At 74.2% G+C, this 15018-nt stretch carries 19 protein-coding genes and 2 pseudogenes; 15 read left to right on the top strand and 6 right to left on the bottom strand.

Annotated features, from left to right (window positions below; all coding sequences use genetic code 11):
- Positions 1 to 2 precede the first annotated feature (2 nt).
- From G7075_RS17630 to G7075_RS17605, 6 genes and pseudogenes are all read left to right on the top strand, one after another.
- Complete coding sequence (locus tag G7075_RS17630; protein ID WP_166123776.1) at positions 3 to 431, top strand: hypothetical protein; 429 nt, start codon at positions 3 to 5, stop codon at positions 429 to 431.
- Positions 432 to 435: 4 nt separating this feature from the next.
- Complete coding sequence (locus tag G7075_RS17625; RefSeq protein ID WP_166123774.1) at positions 436 to 1623, top strand: hypothetical protein; 1188 nt, start codon at positions 436 to 438, stop codon at positions 1621 to 1623.
- Positions 1624 to 1635: 12 nt separating this feature from the next.
- A pseudogene (locus tag G7075_RS23145) lies at positions 1636 to 2646 on the top strand (tyrosinase family protein); the annotation flags it as partial.
- A gap of 53 nt (positions 2647 to 2699) precedes the next feature.
- Positions 2700 to 3773, top strand: coding sequence for a tyrosinase family protein (locus G7075_RS17615; RefSeq protein WP_240917729.1), 1074 nt, complete (start codon positions 2700 to 2702; stop codon positions 3771 to 3773).
- A 9-nt stretch (positions 3774 to 3782) separates the two neighbouring features.
- The gene (locus tag G7075_RS17610; protein WP_166123770.1) at positions 3783 to 4538 is read left to right on the top strand and encodes a DUF2182 domain-containing protein; all 756 of its coding nucleotides are present in this window, start codon (positions 3783 to 3785) and stop codon (positions 4536 to 4538) included.
- A gap of 75 nt (positions 4539 to 4613) precedes the next feature.
- A complete protein-coding gene (locus G7075_RS17605) occupies positions 4614 to 4820 on the top strand; it encodes a hypothetical protein (RefSeq protein ID WP_205860556.1) in 207 nt (68 codons plus the stop codon).
- A 79-nt stretch (positions 4821 to 4899) separates the two neighbouring features.
- Here G7075_RS17605 and G7075_RS17600 read toward each other — a convergent pair whose 3' ends face one another.
- From G7075_RS17600 to G7075_RS17585, 4 genes are all read right to left on the bottom strand, one after another.
- Entirely contained in the window at positions 4900 to 5385 is a 486-nt protein-coding gene (locus G7075_RS17600) for a pyridoxamine 5'-phosphate oxidase family protein (RefSeq protein WP_166123768.1), read from the bottom strand.
- 72 nt (positions 5386 to 5457) lie between these two features.
- Positions 5458 to 6945 (bottom strand): NADP-dependent phosphogluconate dehydrogenase, encoded by a 1488-nt coding sequence (gene gndA, locus G7075_RS17595; RefSeq protein ID WP_256378041.1) that lies wholly within the window; start codon positions 6943 to 6945, stop codon positions 5458 to 5460.
- Between the two features lie 71 nt (positions 6946 to 7016).
- Positions 7017 to 8504: a cryptochrome/photolyase family protein gene (locus tag G7075_RS17590; RefSeq protein ID WP_166123766.1), complete on the bottom strand. Its 1488-nt coding sequence runs from the start codon at positions 8502 to 8504 to the stop codon at positions 7017 to 7019.
- Positions 8501 to 9760, bottom strand: a complete 1260-nt coding sequence (locus G7075_RS17585; protein WP_371814111.1) for an FAD-dependent oxidoreductase — start codon at positions 9758 to 9760, stop codon at positions 8501 to 8503. The genes G7075_RS17590 and G7075_RS17585 overlap by 4 nt, the downstream gene beginning before the upstream one ends.
- 43 nt (positions 9761 to 9803) lie before the next feature.
- Here G7075_RS17585 and G7075_RS17580 point away from each other — a divergent pair, with 43 nt between their 5' ends.
- Together G7075_RS17580 and G7075_RS17575 are read left to right on the top strand one after the other, a co-directional pair.
- Positions 9804 to 10202: an SRPBCC family protein gene (locus G7075_RS17580; RefSeq protein WP_166123764.1), complete on the top strand. Its 399-nt coding sequence runs from the start codon at positions 9804 to 9806 to the stop codon at positions 10200 to 10202.
- A 185-nt stretch (positions 10203 to 10387) separates the two neighbouring features.
- A complete protein-coding gene (locus G7075_RS17575; RefSeq protein ID WP_166123762.1) occupies positions 10388 to 10594 on the top strand; it encodes a cold-shock protein in 207 nt (68 codons plus the stop codon).
- Between the two features lie 76 nt (positions 10595 to 10670).
- On the opposite strand, the gene G7075_RS17570 is transcribed toward G7075_RS17575, so the two are convergent.
- Positions 10671 to 11096 carry a PPOX class F420-dependent oxidoreductase gene (locus tag G7075_RS17570; RefSeq protein ID WP_166123760.1) on the bottom strand — a complete coding sequence of 142 codons (426 nt, stop codon included), beginning with the start codon at positions 11094 to 11096 and terminating at the stop codon, positions 10671 to 10673.
- Positions 11097 to 11434: 338 nt separating this feature from the next.
- On the opposite strand from G7075_RS17570, the gene G7075_RS21695 reads away from it, so the two are divergent.
- Genes G7075_RS21695 through G7075_RS23140 form a run of 5 tightly spaced genes read left to right on the top strand, consistent with a single transcriptional unit; the run spans position 11435 to position 14040 of the window.
- Positions 11435 to 12475, top strand: a complete 1041-nt coding sequence (locus G7075_RS21695) for an OmpA family protein (protein WP_166123758.1) — start codon at positions 11435 to 11437, stop codon at positions 12473 to 12475.
- Entirely contained in the window at positions 12472 to 13029 is a 558-nt protein-coding gene (locus tag G7075_RS17560; protein ID WP_166123756.1) for a DUF3060 domain-containing protein, read from the top strand. The genes G7075_RS21695 and G7075_RS17560 overlap by 4 nt, the downstream gene beginning before the upstream one ends.
- Positions 13026 to 13328: a DUF4190 domain-containing protein gene (locus G7075_RS17555; protein ID WP_166123754.1), complete on the top strand. Its 303-nt coding sequence runs from the start codon at positions 13026 to 13028 to the stop codon at positions 13326 to 13328. Before G7075_RS17560 ends, G7075_RS17555 begins: the two co-directional genes overlap by 4 nt.
- Complete coding sequence (locus G7075_RS17550; RefSeq protein WP_371814110.1) at positions 13325 to 13804, top strand: response regulator transcription factor; 480 nt, start codon at positions 13325 to 13327, stop codon at positions 13802 to 13804. Before G7075_RS17555 ends, G7075_RS17550 begins: the two co-directional genes overlap by 4 nt.
- A complete protein-coding gene (locus G7075_RS23140; RefSeq protein ID WP_371814109.1) occupies positions 13774 to 14040 on the top strand; it encodes a helix-turn-helix domain-containing protein in 267 nt (88 codons plus the stop codon). The genes G7075_RS17550 and G7075_RS23140 overlap by 31 nt, the downstream gene beginning before the upstream one ends.
- On the opposite strand, the gene G7075_RS17545 is transcribed toward G7075_RS23140, so the two are convergent.
- Positions 14027 to 14395, bottom strand: a complete 369-nt coding sequence (locus G7075_RS17545; protein ID WP_166117795.1) for a hypothetical protein — start codon at positions 14393 to 14395, stop codon at positions 14027 to 14029. The two genes, G7075_RS23140 and G7075_RS17545, sit on opposite strands and share 14 nt — an antisense overlap.
- Between G7075_RS17545 and G7075_RS23135 the strand changes: the two are divergent.
- Both G7075_RS23135 and G7075_RS17540 read left to right on the top strand, forming a co-directional pair.
- Positions 14363 to 14431 (top strand): annotated as a pseudogene (locus tag G7075_RS23135) (hypothetical protein); the annotation flags it as partial. The gene G7075_RS17545 and the pseudogene G7075_RS23135 overlap by 33 nt on opposite strands.
- Before the next feature lie 167 nt (positions 14432 to 14598).
- Positions 14599 to 14976: a sensor histidine kinase KdpD gene (locus G7075_RS17540; protein ID WP_240917728.1), complete on the top strand. Its 378-nt coding sequence runs from the start codon at positions 14599 to 14601 to the stop codon at positions 14974 to 14976.
- Positions 14977 to 15018: the final 42 nt, after the last annotated feature.

The following is a 15018-nucleotide window of genomic DNA, read 5'->3' as shown; positions in this document are numbered from 1 at the left end:
CCGTGGCCGACAAGCGACCGACCGTCACCAGCCTGGACCAGCGGATGGGTGGTGTGGAGCAACAGCTGGGTGGGCTCGCCGACTCCGTCGACCGCATCCAGGAGTCGATCCACGCCCTGAGCGCGGGGACCAGCGAGCAGTCCGAACGGCTGTGGAGCGCCATGGGCAGCATCGGCGGGCTCGAGGGCATCAGCGGAGGGCTGGCCAACCTCGTCGAGGTCCTCGCCCCCCTGCGCCCGTACGCACCCCCGTCGACGGCCCTGCCGCTGGAGCCCGGCGTGGGCCGCGCGCTCGGGCGGATGCGCCGCGCGCTCGGCGGGGACCGCCGGGAACTGAACTTCCCGCGCCTGGTCACCCGCTGGGACGGCCCGGTGCCCGTCATCGGCCAGGCCGACCCGGCCGACTGCCACGACTCCGACGGAGAGGGATGAGGACATGATTCCCCAGCTCGTGCAACAGATCGCCACCGCGATCGGCGGCCCCACCCCGGCCAACCTCCAGCTCGCGCAGGCGGAGGTCCTCACCTCCGATCCCCTCGACCTCGTCCTGCGGATGGAGCAGGTGTGGAACGACGCCGACCTCTGGGCGCAGGGGCAGCCTCCGGCCGGTCCGGCCCGCACCGCCCTGATCGGGTTGAACGCGTTCGAGACCGGCCAGTGGACGACGCCCCCGAACGCCCCGCTCCCGGTGCCGACCGGGACGCAGCCGGCCTGGGACCACCTCATCTACGCCTACGCCATCGAGAACACGCGAGCTCCGCAGATCCTCGCCCGCGTGGTGCGCGCCTTCCGCAGCGGCGAGGGGCTGGGGGTGGCGTCGGTCGCCACCCAGCGCTGGCTCGACGCGACCGAGGCCCTGCTCTTCGGGGCCACGAACCCCTTCGCCGCCTGGCTCTCGACGAGCTCGGTGCGCCCGGACGCCGAGGCCGTGCGCCGCAACGCGTACTTCCGGCTGCTCGGGATGGACCTCGCCCACGGCACCGACACGAACACCCCCTACCCCTACGACAAGGCCGAGGCCTCGAACCGGGGCTTCGTCACGGTCTTCGAGGAGCTGCTCTTCGAGCTGTGGCGGGCGATCGAGAACGTGCGCAACCTCGTCGCGGGCAACACCACCGACGACGACCGCATCTACCGCCTCGCCGAGCAGCTCGGCTTCATGCTGCGCTCCCGCCGGATCGACGCGGTCCTCGGGCGCGAGGAGCTGGCGGCGACCACCGCCATGGGCTGGGTGGAGCTGACGGTGAGCTCGAACACCTCGGTCGTGCGCGACCTGCGTGCCGAGGCGACGAGCTCTGTGGACCGCTTGCGCATCATCGGCGAGCGGGTGCGCCTCGCCCCGCACTCGCGGGCCAGCTCGTTCTTCGCGATGGCCGCCGAGCTCTCCCTGCTGCTGCGCGCCCTCGAGGGCGGATGGGTCACCGGCAACGGCCAGTCCTGGCTGCTCTACCAGACCACCCCACCGCCCGGGATGCCCCCGCTGCCGCCGGGGCAGCGTCCTCTGGGAGCCGAGGTCCGGCGCGTCATCACCGAGTGGGCGGCGGCCTCCGGCCACGACCTCAAGCAGCGCACGGTGCCCGTCACGGTCGTCCCGGCCGGCACACCCCTGCCTGCCCGGCGGTGAGGGAGGCGTGCGATGAGCGACCTGGAGACACCGTGGGTCACGCCCGAGAGCCCCCTCGGCGAGGGCGAGTGGTTCGACGAGGGTCCGTTCAGCACCGGGACCGAGGTCTTCACCGAGGACGCCCGGACCGAGTCCCCGGTGGTCGGGGCGCGCTCCGGTGAACGGTGGCCCGAGTCCCCCTTCGAGACGCCCATCGCCGGGTTCGAGGGAACCGCCGTCGGTGAGTGGGCCGCCCCGGGGGCCGTCGCCTTGGCGGAGGAGGAGTCCGTAACCGGGTGCGGTGGCCCGGTGAGCGGCACTCCCCCGCTCATCTACCGGGGCTCGACGGCCTCCCGGTCGCGCAACCCGTGGGTCGGCCGGGCACAGTCCCTGCTCAACACCTTCCTGGCCCAGCAGCGCGCCGGTTCCGAGAGCTGCACCGACACCAGCCCTGCAACCCGGCAGTACATCGCGGCCAAGCGCGCGACCCTGGCGCCCATTGGGCAGGACCCGCTCGTCGTCGACTGCGTCTTCGGCCAGGGCACCGAGACGGCGACCCTGATGTTCCAGGCCTGCCGGGGCCTGTTGCGCGACGGCAAGATCGGGGAGAAGACCTGGCCGCAGCTCCTCGCCCTCGCCCCGGCGCCGGTCCCGACGCCCACGCCGACACCCACCCCGACGCCCACGCCCACGCCCACGCCCACGCCCACCCTGCCGACCGTCCGGGTCCGGCAGGACGTGTGGACCCTCAGCGCCACAGCCACCTGGCACCCGACGATCCTCTGGTACGCCCGCGGGGTGCGCGCGCTGCAGGCGCGCCCGCTCGCCGATCCCAGGTCGTGGATGCACCTGGCCAACACCCACGGCACGAGCGCGGCGGGCGGCTGGCCGACCGGCGCGTTGTGGGACCAGTGCGAGCACTTCAGCTGGCACTTCCTCAGCTGGCACCGCGCCTACCTCCACCACTTCGAGAGCATCATGCTCGAGGAGATCGTCCGGCTCGGCGGCCCGTCGGACTGGGCCCTGCCCTACTGGAACTACAGCGACGGCACCCGCCCCGAGGTGGTCACCCTGCCCCCGCCTTCCGGGCGTCCTCCATGCCGGGCAGCACGACGAACCCGCTGTGGGTCGCCCGCCGGGCTCCGGCGATCAACCGCGGCGGTCCGCTGTCCACCCGGGAGGTCAGTACGAGGGCTGCCGACGCCGAGACGGTCTTCACCCCCGCCGTGGCCGGCACGACGGGATTCGGCGGGGCCAGGGCGACCGAACGCACCCACCAGACGACCCTCCGCGACGGGGGCGCCCTCGAGAACTTCCCCCACGGCTCGGTCCACATGGGCGTCGGAGGCCACGCCCCGGACCCGCCGGGCCTGATGTCAGGCTTCGACACCGCTGCGCAGGACCCGATCTTCTGGTTGCACCACTCGAACATCGACCGCCTGTGGCAGGCCTGGCTGAGGCGGTCCGGGGTCAAGGGCAACCCTTCGGAGCCGGACTGGTCGAGGCCGGAGTGGGTGTTCGGGTCGGGGTCGAAGATCACGAGGATCACGACGCGCCAGCTCCTCGACCCCACGGCCGATCCGCTCCGCTACCGGTTCGCCGACATGCCTGCCGTCCCGACTCCCGAGGCGGAGGAGGAGTGGTTCGACGAACGGACGGACCCGACGCTCGCGCTCGAGGAGCGTCCGCTCGAGCTCGTCGGGGCCTCGGAGGAGGAGACACCTCTCGGCCCGGGCGCGACGACCACCCGGGTGGTGCTCGGGCAACCCGCGGGTCCCAGTCGTCAGCGTCTCGAGGAGTCCGAGGGCGTACCGCCGGGCGTCAAGGTCTACCTGCGCCTCGACAACGTCACCGGGACGGTCGTGCACACGAGCGGTGTGGTCGTCTACGTCAACATCCCGGCCGGCGGCCGGCCGGCCGACTTCCCGGACCGTGAGGCCGGCGCGCTCTCCATGTTCGGGGTCGTCGAGACCTCGCGGCGTGACAGTCGGCACGCCGGGACCGGCATCGGCGCGACCTTCGACATCACGCGGGTGGCCCGGTCACTGGCCAGTGCCGGGCAGTGGGACCGCACGAAGGTCGACGTGACCTTCGTGCCGATCGCCGACGCCCTGGGCCGGGTCGGTCGCGGCGACGTCACAGTCGGCCGGATCAGCGTTTTCTACGCGTGAGCCCCGGGCATGACCGCCACCACCTCCCCGCTGACCCGCGTCCACTGGCACCACCCCGAGTGGCTCGTGGTCGCGGCGTCCACGGCGGCGTGGGTCGCCCTCCTCGCAGCCGTGCCGACCGACCCGACGCTCCTCCTGCGCGGCGCCCATCCGGGAGACGTGCCGGCGGTGGTCGGGCACGTGGTCCTCATGACGGTCGCGATGATGGCACCGCTGGTCCTGGCTCCCAGCCACGAGGTCGCGGTCGCCAGCCTGTGGCGACGCAGGTACCGGTCGGTCGTCCTCTACCTCGGGGGCTACCTCGCGGCGTGGTGCGCCGTCGGCACGGCGATGGTCCTCGGGATCCATGCGGTCCGCCCGCTCTCCGGGGCCCTCGGTGTCGTGACGGTGACGAGCATCCTGGCCGCCGTCGTCGCCGGGTCGCGCGCGCACGTGGTCCGGCTGCGGCGCTGTGGCGCGACCCGACCGCTCGCCCTCACCGGCTGGCGCGCCGACCGCGACTGCGTGGGGGAGGGCGTCCGGATGGCCGGCCGGTGCGTCGCGACGTCGTGGGCGCTGATGCTCCTGCTCCTCGCGCAGGGCGGGATCCTCGTCATGGCCGCCGGCACGGTGTTCGTCGTGGCCGAGCGCAGGGGCCGCCTACCGGACCGCCGGCTCGTCCGGTGGACCCTCGCCCTGGGCGTCCTGGCCCTCCTCGTCACGGCCGGCAGCCTCGGCGGTCACGCGGTGGGCCCGCCATCCCTCGACCCGCACGCCGGTCACTGACCGTGCCCAGCGCGTCGGCGCGGAGAGCATCGCCGGACGAGCACCCTGGACGAGCAGGCCGGGGGCGCCGAAGGGATGCTCGCCCTGTTGCACGCCTGGCACCAGCGCGGCCTCGCCGACCCGGTGGCCGCGCACCCCTTCGGGCACCCCGGCCACCCTCATGACGTCGAGCGGCTGGCCGCCTACTGGGGCACGGCGCTCGGCGGCCCGGCCACCCACTCGGAGACGATGGCCGACGAGACGCTCTGCACGACTACTTCGTGTGGTCGACGGGTCGCCTGAGCGCCTTCCCGTCCGACCGGGAGCTCGTGCCGGACGGGATGGGCGTCCCGCGCTGGACGACGGCGGGAGGCGCCTGACCTCAGAGGTCGACGGTGTGGCTCTCGCCGGGGTCCGGCTGCTCGCCGCTGACCCGCGCCTTCACCATCTCGACGACGGTCGCGACCCGGCCGGGGCTGTCCCAGTACTGGGCAGTGTCCCCGTCGACGCGGATGACGACGACCGAGGGGTCCTCGGGCTCCTTCTGGAACCAGGTCTTGGCGAACTCGTTCCACAGCTCGCGGGCCTTCGCCGGGTCCTGGCGCACCTCGGCGCGGCCGGCGACCGAGACCCAGGCGCCCTCCTTCGTGAAGGCGACGTTGACGTCGGCGTGGGCCCGGATCTCCTGGGCGGCAGCGCTCTCGGCGAGGGCGAGGAACCAGAAGGTGCCGTGGTCGTCGACCTCCTGGAGCGTCATCGGCCGGGAGGTCAGGGCCCCGGTGTCCTGGTGCACGGTCGTGAGCATCGCGGTGCGCTGGTCCTCGACGAGCTCCTTGACGTGGGCCGCGCCGTCCTCGTGGTGGGTCATCCGGTTCTCCTTCGTCGTGGGTTCACCGAGGGCCTACCCCGCGGCGGTGGACGCGACACGTCGTCGCGTGGCTCAGTCGGTGGCGACCTCGGTGCGGTCGCCGGCCCAGAGGGTGTGGAAGGTGCCGTCGCGGTCGACCCGCTCGTAGCCGTGGGCCCCGAAGTAGTCGCGCAGCCCCTGGACCAGTGCGGCCGGAAGCCGCTCGGAGCGCAGCGCGTCGAGGTGGGCCAGCGCGGACCCGAGCACCGGGACGGGCACGCCGGCGGCCACCGCCGCGGTGACGACCCGGCGCAGCGCGGGGAGCCGGTCGGCGAGCAGGCCGGCGAACGGCGGGGCCGCGAGGAGGGTCGGCGCCTCGGGATGGACCTCGAGCGCCTCGGCCACGTCGTCGAGCAGCCGGGCGCGGATGATGCAGCCGCCGCGCCAGATGATGGCGAGGTCGGCGGCCTCGATGTCCCAGTCGTGCTCGAGCGAGCCCGCGCGGACGAGGTCGAAGCCCTGCGCATAGGCGACGAGCGTCGCGGCGAACAGGGCCTGCCGGAGGTCGTCGGCGTCGAGCAGTGCCGGGGGTCCGTCCGCGTCGAGGTCGACGGGGCCGGGGTCGCCCTCGGCCTCGAGGGCCTCGCGGACGGCCGCCCGCCGGTCGGTGCCGCCGGAGAGGGCCCGAGCCGCCGTCGCCTCGGCGATGGTGCCGACCGGCACGCCGAGGTCGAGGGCGCCCTGGACGGTCCAGCGGCCGGTGCCCTTCTGCTCGGCGGCGTCGCGGACCACCTCGACGAAGGGCCGGCCGGTCTCGCCGTCGGTGTGCGCGAGGACCTCGGCGGCGATCTCGACGAGGTAGGACTCCAGCTCGGTGCCGTTCCACTCCCGGAAGAGGTCCGCGGCGGCGGCCGGGTCGAGGCCGGCGACCCGGTCGAGCAGGTCCCAGGCCTCGGCGACGAGCTGCATCACGCCGTACTCGATCCCGTTGTGGACCATCTTCGCGAAGTGCCCGGCGCCGTCCGGGCCGACGAGGGTGCAGCAGGCCTCGTCGTCGACCTGGGCGGCGATGATCTCGAGGAAGGGGCCCAACTCGGCGTAGGTGTCGGCGTCGCATCCCGGCATGATCGACGGACCCTCGAGGGCACCGACCTCACCACCGGACACCCCGACACCTGCGAAGCGGATCCCCCTCTCCGCCAGTGCTTCCTTGCGCCGGACGGTGTCGCGCCAGTGCGCGTTGCCGGCGTCGGCGACGATGTCGCCCTCGTCGAGGAGGGGAACGAGCTCGTCGATGACGGCGTCGGTCCCCGCGCCGGCCTTGACCATGACGACGACCCGGCGGGGCCGTTCCAGCCCGGCGACGAGGTCCTCGAGCGAGCGCGCCAGGGTGAGGTCGCCCTCGTGCCCGAACTCGTCGACGACCTCCTCGGCGCGGCTCGTCGTCCGGTTGTGCACCATGACCCGGATGCCGTTGCGGGCCAGGTTGCGCGCGAGGTTGCGGCCCATCACTGCCATCCCCGTCACCCCCACCTGGGCGTGGCCCCCGGTGGGCGCTGCGGTGTCCGCGGTGTCCGGCACGTCGTCTCCTGCTCGTTCGGTGGTGGCGGGTCCCGCCGGGCCACAGTGTCGCCCGGCGTCGGTCCGGGGTGTCAGAGGCGGCGCACGACGGCGCGGCCGCGCCGGCGGAGCTCGTCGCGGCGGGCGTCGTCCATGCCGTCCCAGGTGCGCGTGACGAAGTGCGCGCGGGCGTTGCCCTCGAACACCTCTCGGTGGTCCTCGACGAAGGTCCAGTAGAGGGCGTCCCAGTCCTCGCGCCAGTCGCCGGTCCCGAAGTCCGACATCTTCCGCAGGTAGTTGCTGCCCGAGACGTACGGCTTGGTCGTGATGCCGGTGCCGGCGGCGAACTGCGACATCGCGTACACGTTCGGCACCATGACCCAGTCGTAGGCGTCGACGAAGAGGGCCATGAACCACTCGTGGACGTCCTCGGGATCGGTGCGCAGCAGGCACATCGCGTTGCCGAGGACCATGAGCCGCTCGATGTGGTGGGCGTACCCGCGCTCGAGGACGCCCTCGACGACGTGGTCGACGGGGTCGAGCCCGGTGCTCGCGTCCCACCACCCCGGCGCCAGGGAACGGGTGTGCCGCAGGTGGTTCGAGCTGCGCATCCGCCGTCCGTAGAGGTGGTAGGTGGCCCGCATGTACTCGCGCCACCCGACGACCTGGCGGACGAACCCCTCGAGCGACGGCAGGTCGACATCCTGCTCGTCGGCGGCCCGCAGCACGGTGTCGAGCACCTCGCGCGGGTCGAGCAGGCCGCAGTTGAGGGCCGGGGTGATCGCCGCGTGGAACACGAACGGGTGCTGCGTCGACACCGCGTCCTCGTAGGGTCCGAACTGGCCGAGCCGCTCGTCGACGAACTCGCGCAACGCCGTTCGCGCCTGCTCGTGCGTCACCGGCCAGTCGAAGGTGTCGGCCCGACCGGGGGCGTCGGGGAAGGCCTCGCCCACCCAGGCGATCGCCTCGTCGACCTCGGGGAGCCGCTCGACCGGCCGCCGCTCCGGGACGTGATGGCCCTTCGGCAGCTTCTTCCGGTTCTCCGTGTCGAACGACCACCGCCCGCCGACCGGCCGGTCGTGCCCCCCGCCCTCGACGAGCACGTCCAGCCGCCGACGCTGCCACTGGTAGAACGAGGCCATCCGGGCGCGGTGGCCACCGAACCACTCGGTCAGCTCCGGCCGGGTGGTCAGGAAGTTCGGGGTCTCCTCGACATCCTCCGGCGCGAGGTCGACCCCCGCCTCGGCGAAGGCCCGGCGCACGTCGCGCAGCAGCCAGTCGTCGACGACGTCGTGGAGCCGCACCTCGTCGGGCGCGAGGTCGGCGAGCAGGTCGCGCAGCCGGGTCCGGGTCGTGCGACGGGCGTCGGTCTCGATGACGTCGACGTCGAACCCCTTGTCCCGCAGCCGGTCCGCGAACAACCGCATCGAGGCACGGTGTAGGACGAGCTTCTGCGCGTGGAACGGCTGCTGCCGGAACAGGAGGTCGTCCTCGACGAGGACGAAGCGCGTGCCGGCCGGCTCGTCGAGCAGCGACTCGAACAGCTGGTGCGGGAAGACCACCCGCAGCCGCGTGGTCACGCGCTCGCCAGGGCGTCGAGGACGGCGCCGGCCACGCGGTGCCCGGACACGAGGGCACCCTGGATGGAGGCGGTGTCGCGGTGGTCACCCGCGACGTACACGCCCTCGTCCACCCGGGCCGGCGAGGTGACCCGCAGCGGCGCCGGCTGCGCGGGCAGGGCGTCGTGCACGTCGTCGCGGCGGATGGTGCACCACCCGGCGGTCGGGACGCCGAAGACCTCCGCGGCCTGGCGCCGCACCTCGTCCTCGGTCGGGTCGCGGCCGTCGCCGAGCAGGGTCGTCACCTCGACGAGGTGGGACCCCGGCGGCGCGTACGAGGGCACGGCGTTGCTGACCACCGCGGCGTTGACCATCGGCCCCCGGCGGCGCCCGTCGACGACGACCTTGTCGAAGGCTGTCGGCGCCTCGTCGGCCGCGAACCACCAGGTGCGCAGGCCGCGCGTGCGCGGGGCGGGCAGGTCGACGAGCCCCGCGACCGCCTCCGGACCGACCGCCACGACGACCGCCCGCGCGGTGACGGTCGTGCCGTCCAGTGCCTCGACCGACGGCTCCCGCCCGGCCCGCACCCCGACCACGCCGCTCGAGAGCCGCAGGTCGACACCCGGCGAGCGCCGCCGGGCCCGGTCGGCGAGCCACTCCGGCAGCGCCCGGATGCCGCGAGCGGGCAGCCCGGGCACCCCGAGGGCGAACATCCGCACGAGCAGCCGGACGAACGCCTCGGACGTCTCGCCCGAGTCCTCGGCCACCACGCCGGCGAGGAACGGCTCGAGGACCTCTTCCCGCAGCGGCCCGCGCACGCCGGCGGCGTCGAGCCCCACGCCGACCGGCCGGTCCGGGCCGCGCACGACGCGGCGCGGCACCGCCAGACCCGGTGCCGCCCACCGCCCGACGGCCGCGAGCGAGGCGGGCGTGAGCAGCCCGCTGCGCAGGGTCGCGGCCAGCCCGAGCGGCTCGCGCAGCGGGTGGGCGAGCTCGACGAGGCCGCGCTCGCGCCGGACGAGCAGCCCGGCACCGAAGGACCGCAGGGCGAGGTCGTCGACGTCGACCCAGCGGCGGATCGCGGGGTAGGCCGGGTTGAGCACCTGGAAGCCCCGGTCGAGGAGGAAGCCGTCGACCTCGTCGGTGCGCTGGCGCCCGCCCACGACCGGCTCGCGCTCGAGGAGGACCACGTGCCGCCCGGCGCCGGCGAGGCGGTCGGCGCACCGCAGGCCGGCCAGCCCGGCCCCGATGACGACCACGTCCGCGTCCACGTCCACGTTGCCGACCCTAGGCGGCGTGGCGGTGGGCGAGGATGGGGCGGTGCCATCCTTCGACGGGTCGATCCGCCTCTCCGCCACCGGTCCGCTCCCCGTGGAGCAGGCCTGGGCCCGGTACACCGAGCCGCGCCGCTGGTCGCTCTGGTCCCCGCAGATCCGTGAGGTCGACTACCCGGGCGAGGTCGTCACGCCGGGCACGAGCGGCCGAGTGAGCGGGATCGGTGGGGTGGTCGCCCTGTTCACGGTCGACGCGGTCGACCACGAGGCGCGCACCTGGGCGTGGAGCGTGCGCTCCGGGCCCCTGCGGCTCCGCCTCGAGCACGGCGTGGAGGCCTCCGGCGAGGGCAGCACGGCCTGGGTCGTCGTGCACGCCCTCTGGCCGGTCGCGATCGCCTACGCACCGGTCGCGCGGCTCGCGCTGGGACGCCTGGTGGACACCTGAGCCCTCGGTGCGGCGCAGGCGGGTCGCAGCGGGTAGCATCGTGCCCGTTGTTGAGCTTTCCGTTGTGAAGTGGTTGCATCACGGTCCCGCCGGGGTCGAGCAGTTTCTGAGCAGAGGTACACAGGCATCACCAACGCCGGGCCCGCCGAGAGGCGGCGGGTCCTCGCTCAGAGAAAGGCCTCCCCATGGCTACTGGCACCGTGAAGTGGTTCAACGCCGAGAAGGGCTTCGGCTTCATCGCCCCCGACGACGGCTCCGCCGACGTCTTCGCCCACTACTCGGCGATCAACTCCAGCGGGTACCGCTCGCTCGACGAGAACGCCAAGGTCGAGTACGAGACCACGCAGGGCCAGAAGGGCCCGCAGGCGGCGAACATCACCGTCATCGGCTGACCAGCCGTACCCCGCGCCGCGAGGCGCACCCACGAACGCCGTCCGGCAGCGCCGGGCGGCGTTCGTGCGTCCGGGGTCAGGCGACGGGGTCGCGCTCGACGGTGAGGACGATGCCGGCCCGCGCCTTGCGACCGAGAGCCGTCCGACCGGTGAACCGGTCGAGGAGGTCGGAGAGCCGCGCCGGCAGACCGTACTTGGCGACGACGGCGGCCCGGACCGCCGCGACCTCGTCGGGCTCCCGGACGACGACGCCCTCGCCGCGGTAGGTCGGGGCACCCTCGGCGACCCGGCCGCGCACGTCGCACGGCTGCAGCTCGACGCGGCGGGTGTGCGCGAGCCGCTTGGTCTTGCCCGTGGCGTCGACGGTGATGACGACGAGGTGGTCGGTGCCGTCGACGGCGGGGGCGACCCAGACCGGGCTGGACACGGGAGCACCGGTGCGGCGGAACGTGGTCAGCCGGGCGTACTTCGCGGCGGCGAGCGGGTGGTCGGCGGCGGTCATGGCCCCAGCGTAGGACCGGGAGGACCGCAGCCCCGTGGGCGCCGGCGTCGCCCCGGGGTGTCTCAGGACTGGTACGTGCAGGCGACACGGCTGCGACACCGGCTGGTTAGGTTCTCCTTCATGAACCTCACGACGACCCGGGCCCGACGCGCGGGGGCGCGGCCGGCGCGGCCCTCGCCCTGACGGCGCTCCTCGGGGCCTGCAGCGCCTCGATCGCCGCGGACGACGCGGACCGCACCGGCGCCGGCAGCCGGGGCCCGTCGGCGTCCACCGGAGCGGCGGCACCGACGGGGAGCGCGCCCGCGGCGAGCCCCTCGGGGCCGGACGCACGGCCGCACGTGCCGGGCTACGCCTACGGCGAGTTCCCGCCGGTCCCGCTCTTCACCCTCCCCGACCTGGCGATGCTCGACACCTCCCTCTCGGCGTTCGGCGGGACGATGGCCTCGGCGCTCGCCTCGGTGCCGGGCCTGCAGGTCGCGCCGAACCGCTGCGACCGGGCCGGACGGGTGCAGGACGACGACGCCGGGATCCTGCTCTACGGCGACGGGTCAGGTCGCTACGTCGGCCCCGACGGCTCCGTCGTCAGCTACGGCGACGGCTCCGGCAGCTACCGCCTCGACGGCACCGACGTCACGGTCCACGGTGACGGCTCCGGGTCCTACCGGAAGGGACCGGTGAGCATCACCAGCTACGGCGACGGCTCGGGCAGCTACGACGACGGCACGGTGTCCATCCACCTGTACGGCGACGGCTCGGGCACGTACACCCGGGGCTCGGAGGTGACGACGAACCACGGTGACGGCTCCGGGCTGTGGACCGACGGGACGGTCTCGCTGCACAACTACGGCGACGGCTCCGGCGGCTACAGCGCCCCCGGCCTGGAGATCACCAACTACGGCGACGGCACCGGGCTGGTCAACGGCCAGCCGGTCGAGGTCGAGAAGATCGCGGCCGTGCCCCGGCTCGGGACGTTCCCGACGATGGGCTCCATCAAGCCGGTCAAGGCCTGCGCGGTCACGGTGTCCCTGCCGGACAACGTCCTGTTCGACTTCGACCAGAGCACCCTGCGCCCCGAGGCGACGGCGGTGCTCGCCGAGGTCGCCACGGCCCTCAACGCCACGGCACCGGCCACGGCGCAGGTGCAGGGGCACACCGACTCGATGGGCGCCGACGCCTACAACCAGGCGCTCAGCGAGCGGCGCGCCGCTGCCGTCGTCACGGCGCTCGCCCCGTCCCTGACCTCGACCACGCTGCAGCCCAAGGGTTTCGGAGAGACCAGGCCCGTCGCGCCCAACACCCTGAAGGGCGCGGACTACCCGGCCGGGCGGGCGTTGAACCGCCGCGTCGACATCGTCATCCCGACGGCAGGTGCCCGGTGACCGCCCGCCGGCAGGGCGCCACCGTCGCCCTCGCCCTCCTGGGCTCGGCAGTCGCGCTGGCCGGGTGCGGGGTGACGGTGGTCCGGGACGACGCGACACCCGCCCGGTCCTCCGCGTCGACGCCGCCCCCGACGTCACCCACCTCGTCGTCGTCGACGGCGCCGCCGGCACCGGGCCCGACGGAGGTCCCGGGGACCACGGCAGGCTCCGACGCCCCGCAGACCTACGCCGGGTGGGCCGAGGAGATCCGCGGCGCGGCCACGCTGCGCCTGCCCTGCGACCGGGGGCCGGTCTCGGTCGACACCGCTGCCACGGTCGTCGAGCTGGTCGGGTCGTGCGGGCAGGTGTCGGTCGACGCGGCGGGCGCCTCGGTGCTCGCCGACCACATCGACACCCTGACCGTCACGGGCGCCCAGGTCGTCGTCGTCACCCGCACCCTCGGGTCCGTCACCCTCGACGGCTCGGCCGACGAGGTCTACTGGGTCGGCGGCGTGCCGACCGTCACGAACCGCGGGGCGCAGAACCTGGCCCGCACCATCGAGGAGGACTCATGAGCCACGACGACTTCGCCGCACGGCAGGGCCCGTGGGTCCCGGCGGGCGCCGTCCCCGTGCACGTGCAGCCGCCGACCAACGGCATGGCCATCGCCGCGCTCGTGACGGGGGTGATGGGGCTGGCCGTCATCCCCATCGTCCTCGGGCACCTCAGCCTCCGCGACATCCGGCGTCGGGGTCAGGCGGGCACCGGGCTGGCCGTCACCGGCCTGGTCCTCGGCTACGCGACCCTGCTCGGCTACCTCGTCCTGGCCGCCGTCGTCGTCGGGGCGATCTACGTCGGCGTCTCCGCGCCGTGAGCGAGGGTCCGCCCAAGGTCCTCCTCGTCGACGACGAGGCAGCGATCACCGACGGGCTGGCGCCCTTCCTCCAGCGCTCCGGGTTCGCCGTCACCACGGCGGCCGACGGTGACGTGGCCCTCGAGGAGTGCCGCACGCTGCGGCCGGACGTCGTCGTCTGCGACGTCGTGATGCCGACCGTCGACGGCCGCGAGGTGGTCCGCCGGCTGCGGGCCCAGGCCGACTGGACCCCGGTCATCCTCCTCACCAAGGTCGGCGAGAGCCACGAACGCTCGGCCGCCCTCGAGGAAGGTGCCGACGACTACCTCAACAAGCCCTTCGACCCCAGGAGCTCGTGGCCCGCATCCGGGCCGTGCTGCGTCGGGCCACGCCCGGCGAGCGTCCCCTCGCTGCTGCGAGCCGGCTCGTCAGCGGCGACCTCGTCCTCGACCGCGTGGCGCGCCGGGTGTTCCGTGACGGCCGGGAGGTCACCCTGACGCCGCGAGCGGGGCTGCTCCTCGACTACCTGATGAGCCACCCCGGCGAGCTGCACACGCGCGACCGCCTGCTCAGCGTGCTGTGGGGCTTCGACTTCCCGGCGGGGACGCGGGCGGTCGACCACCGCATCGCCGAGGTCCGCCGGGTCCTCGGGGACGACGCGGCCGCACCCGTGTTCATCGAGACGGTGCCCTCGCTGGGCTACCGGTTCCGGGCGGCGGTCACCCGTGGCTGAGACCGGTCGCGACCCGGTCTCCGCGTCGCCGTCGTGGTCGTGGTGGCCCGTCGTCCCCGCCGCCCTCGCCGCGCTCGTCGCGGCGGTGCTCCAGCTCGCGGGCCCGCGCGTCAGCCTCGTGTTCGCCCTGCGCCCGGCCTTCCTCGTGCTCCTCGTCGGCGTCGTGGCCAGCGCGACGTGGGTCGTGCTCGCCCGGGTGCGGACCCACGCCGCCACGCGGCGGCGCGCGGAGCTCGAGGCCGCCGTGGCGCGCACCCGGTCCGATGCCCGCGACGACCACCGTCGCTTCCTCAGCCGGCTCGACCACGAGCTGAAGAACCCCGTGACGGCCATCCGCGCCGCCCTCGCCGCGCACGGCAGCGGGGGTGCCGACCACCTGCGGACCGCCGACGAGCAGGCGACCCGGCTGGCCGCCGTCGTCACCGACCTGCGCAAGCTGGCCGAGCTGCAGACCAGCGAGCTGGAGGTCGAGCCGGTCGACCTCACCGCACTCGTCGAGGAGGCCGTCACCGCGCTGCGCGGCGAGATCAGCGTCCTCGGGAGCGGCGCGACGTCCGCGTGCAGTTCCCCGAGGCCCCGTGGCAGGTGCCGACGATCACCGGCGACCCCGACCTGCTCTACCTCGCCGTCCACAACGTCCTCGCCAACGCCCGCAAGTTCACCGCCGACGGCGACCTCATCGAGGTGCGCGCCGCCGAGGCCGACGGCTTCGTCGAGATCGACGTGGCCGACACCGGCCGGGGCATCCCCGACGCGGAGCTCGGAGGGGTCTGGGACGAGCTGTCGCGGGCGTCCAACGCGCGTACCGTGCCCGGCTCGGGCCTCGGGATGACGATGGTGCGCACGGTGGTCGAGCGCCACGGCGGCAGCGTGGCCACCCGGTCGCGGCTGGGCGCCGGCACGAGCGTGCGGATGCGTCTGCCCGTCGGACGCTGACGAGTCGGGCGACGGTCACGACACCGGCGTCGGCGCGCGGGT

This window comes from Phycicoccus sp. HDW14 (genome assembly GCF_011383005.1).
Taxonomy (GTDB): Bacteria; Actinomycetota; Actinomycetes; order Actinomycetales; family Dermatophilaceae; genus Phycicoccus.
This window is presented reverse-complemented; position numbering and strand designations above follow the sequence as displayed.

Coding starts and splice junctions, on each gene's coding strand:
- G7075_RS17615 (WP_240917729.1), top strand. CDS start 2,700: ATGCCGGGCAGCACGACGAACCCGCTGTGGGTCGCCCGCCGGGCTCCG.
- G7075_RS17570 (WP_166123760.1), bottom strand. CDS start 11,096: ATGACCGCCGCCGACCACCCGCTCGCCGCCGCGAAGTACGCCCGGCTG.
- G7075_RS17555 (WP_166123754.1), top strand. CDS start 13,026: ATGAGCCACGACGACTTCGCCGCACGGCAGGGCCCGTGGGTCCCGGCG.
- G7075_RS17605 (WP_205860556.1), top strand. CDS start 4,614: ATGCTCGCCCTGTTGCACGCCTGGCACCAGCGCGGCCTCGCCGACCCG.
- G7075_RS17575 (WP_166123762.1), top strand. CDS start 10,388: ATGGCTACTGGCACCGTGAAGTGGTTCAACGCCGAGAAGGGCTTCGGC.
- G7075_RS17610 (WP_166123770.1), top strand. CDS start 3,783: ATGACCGCCACCACCTCCCCGCTGACCCGCGTCCACTGGCACCACCCC.
- G7075_RS17625 (WP_166123774.1), top strand. CDS start 436: ATGATTCCCCAGCTCGTGCAACAGATCGCCACCGCGATCGGCGGCCCC.
- G7075_RS17600 (WP_166123768.1), bottom strand. CDS start 5,385: ATGACCCACCACGAGGACGGCGCGGCCCACGTCAAGGAGCTCGTCGAG.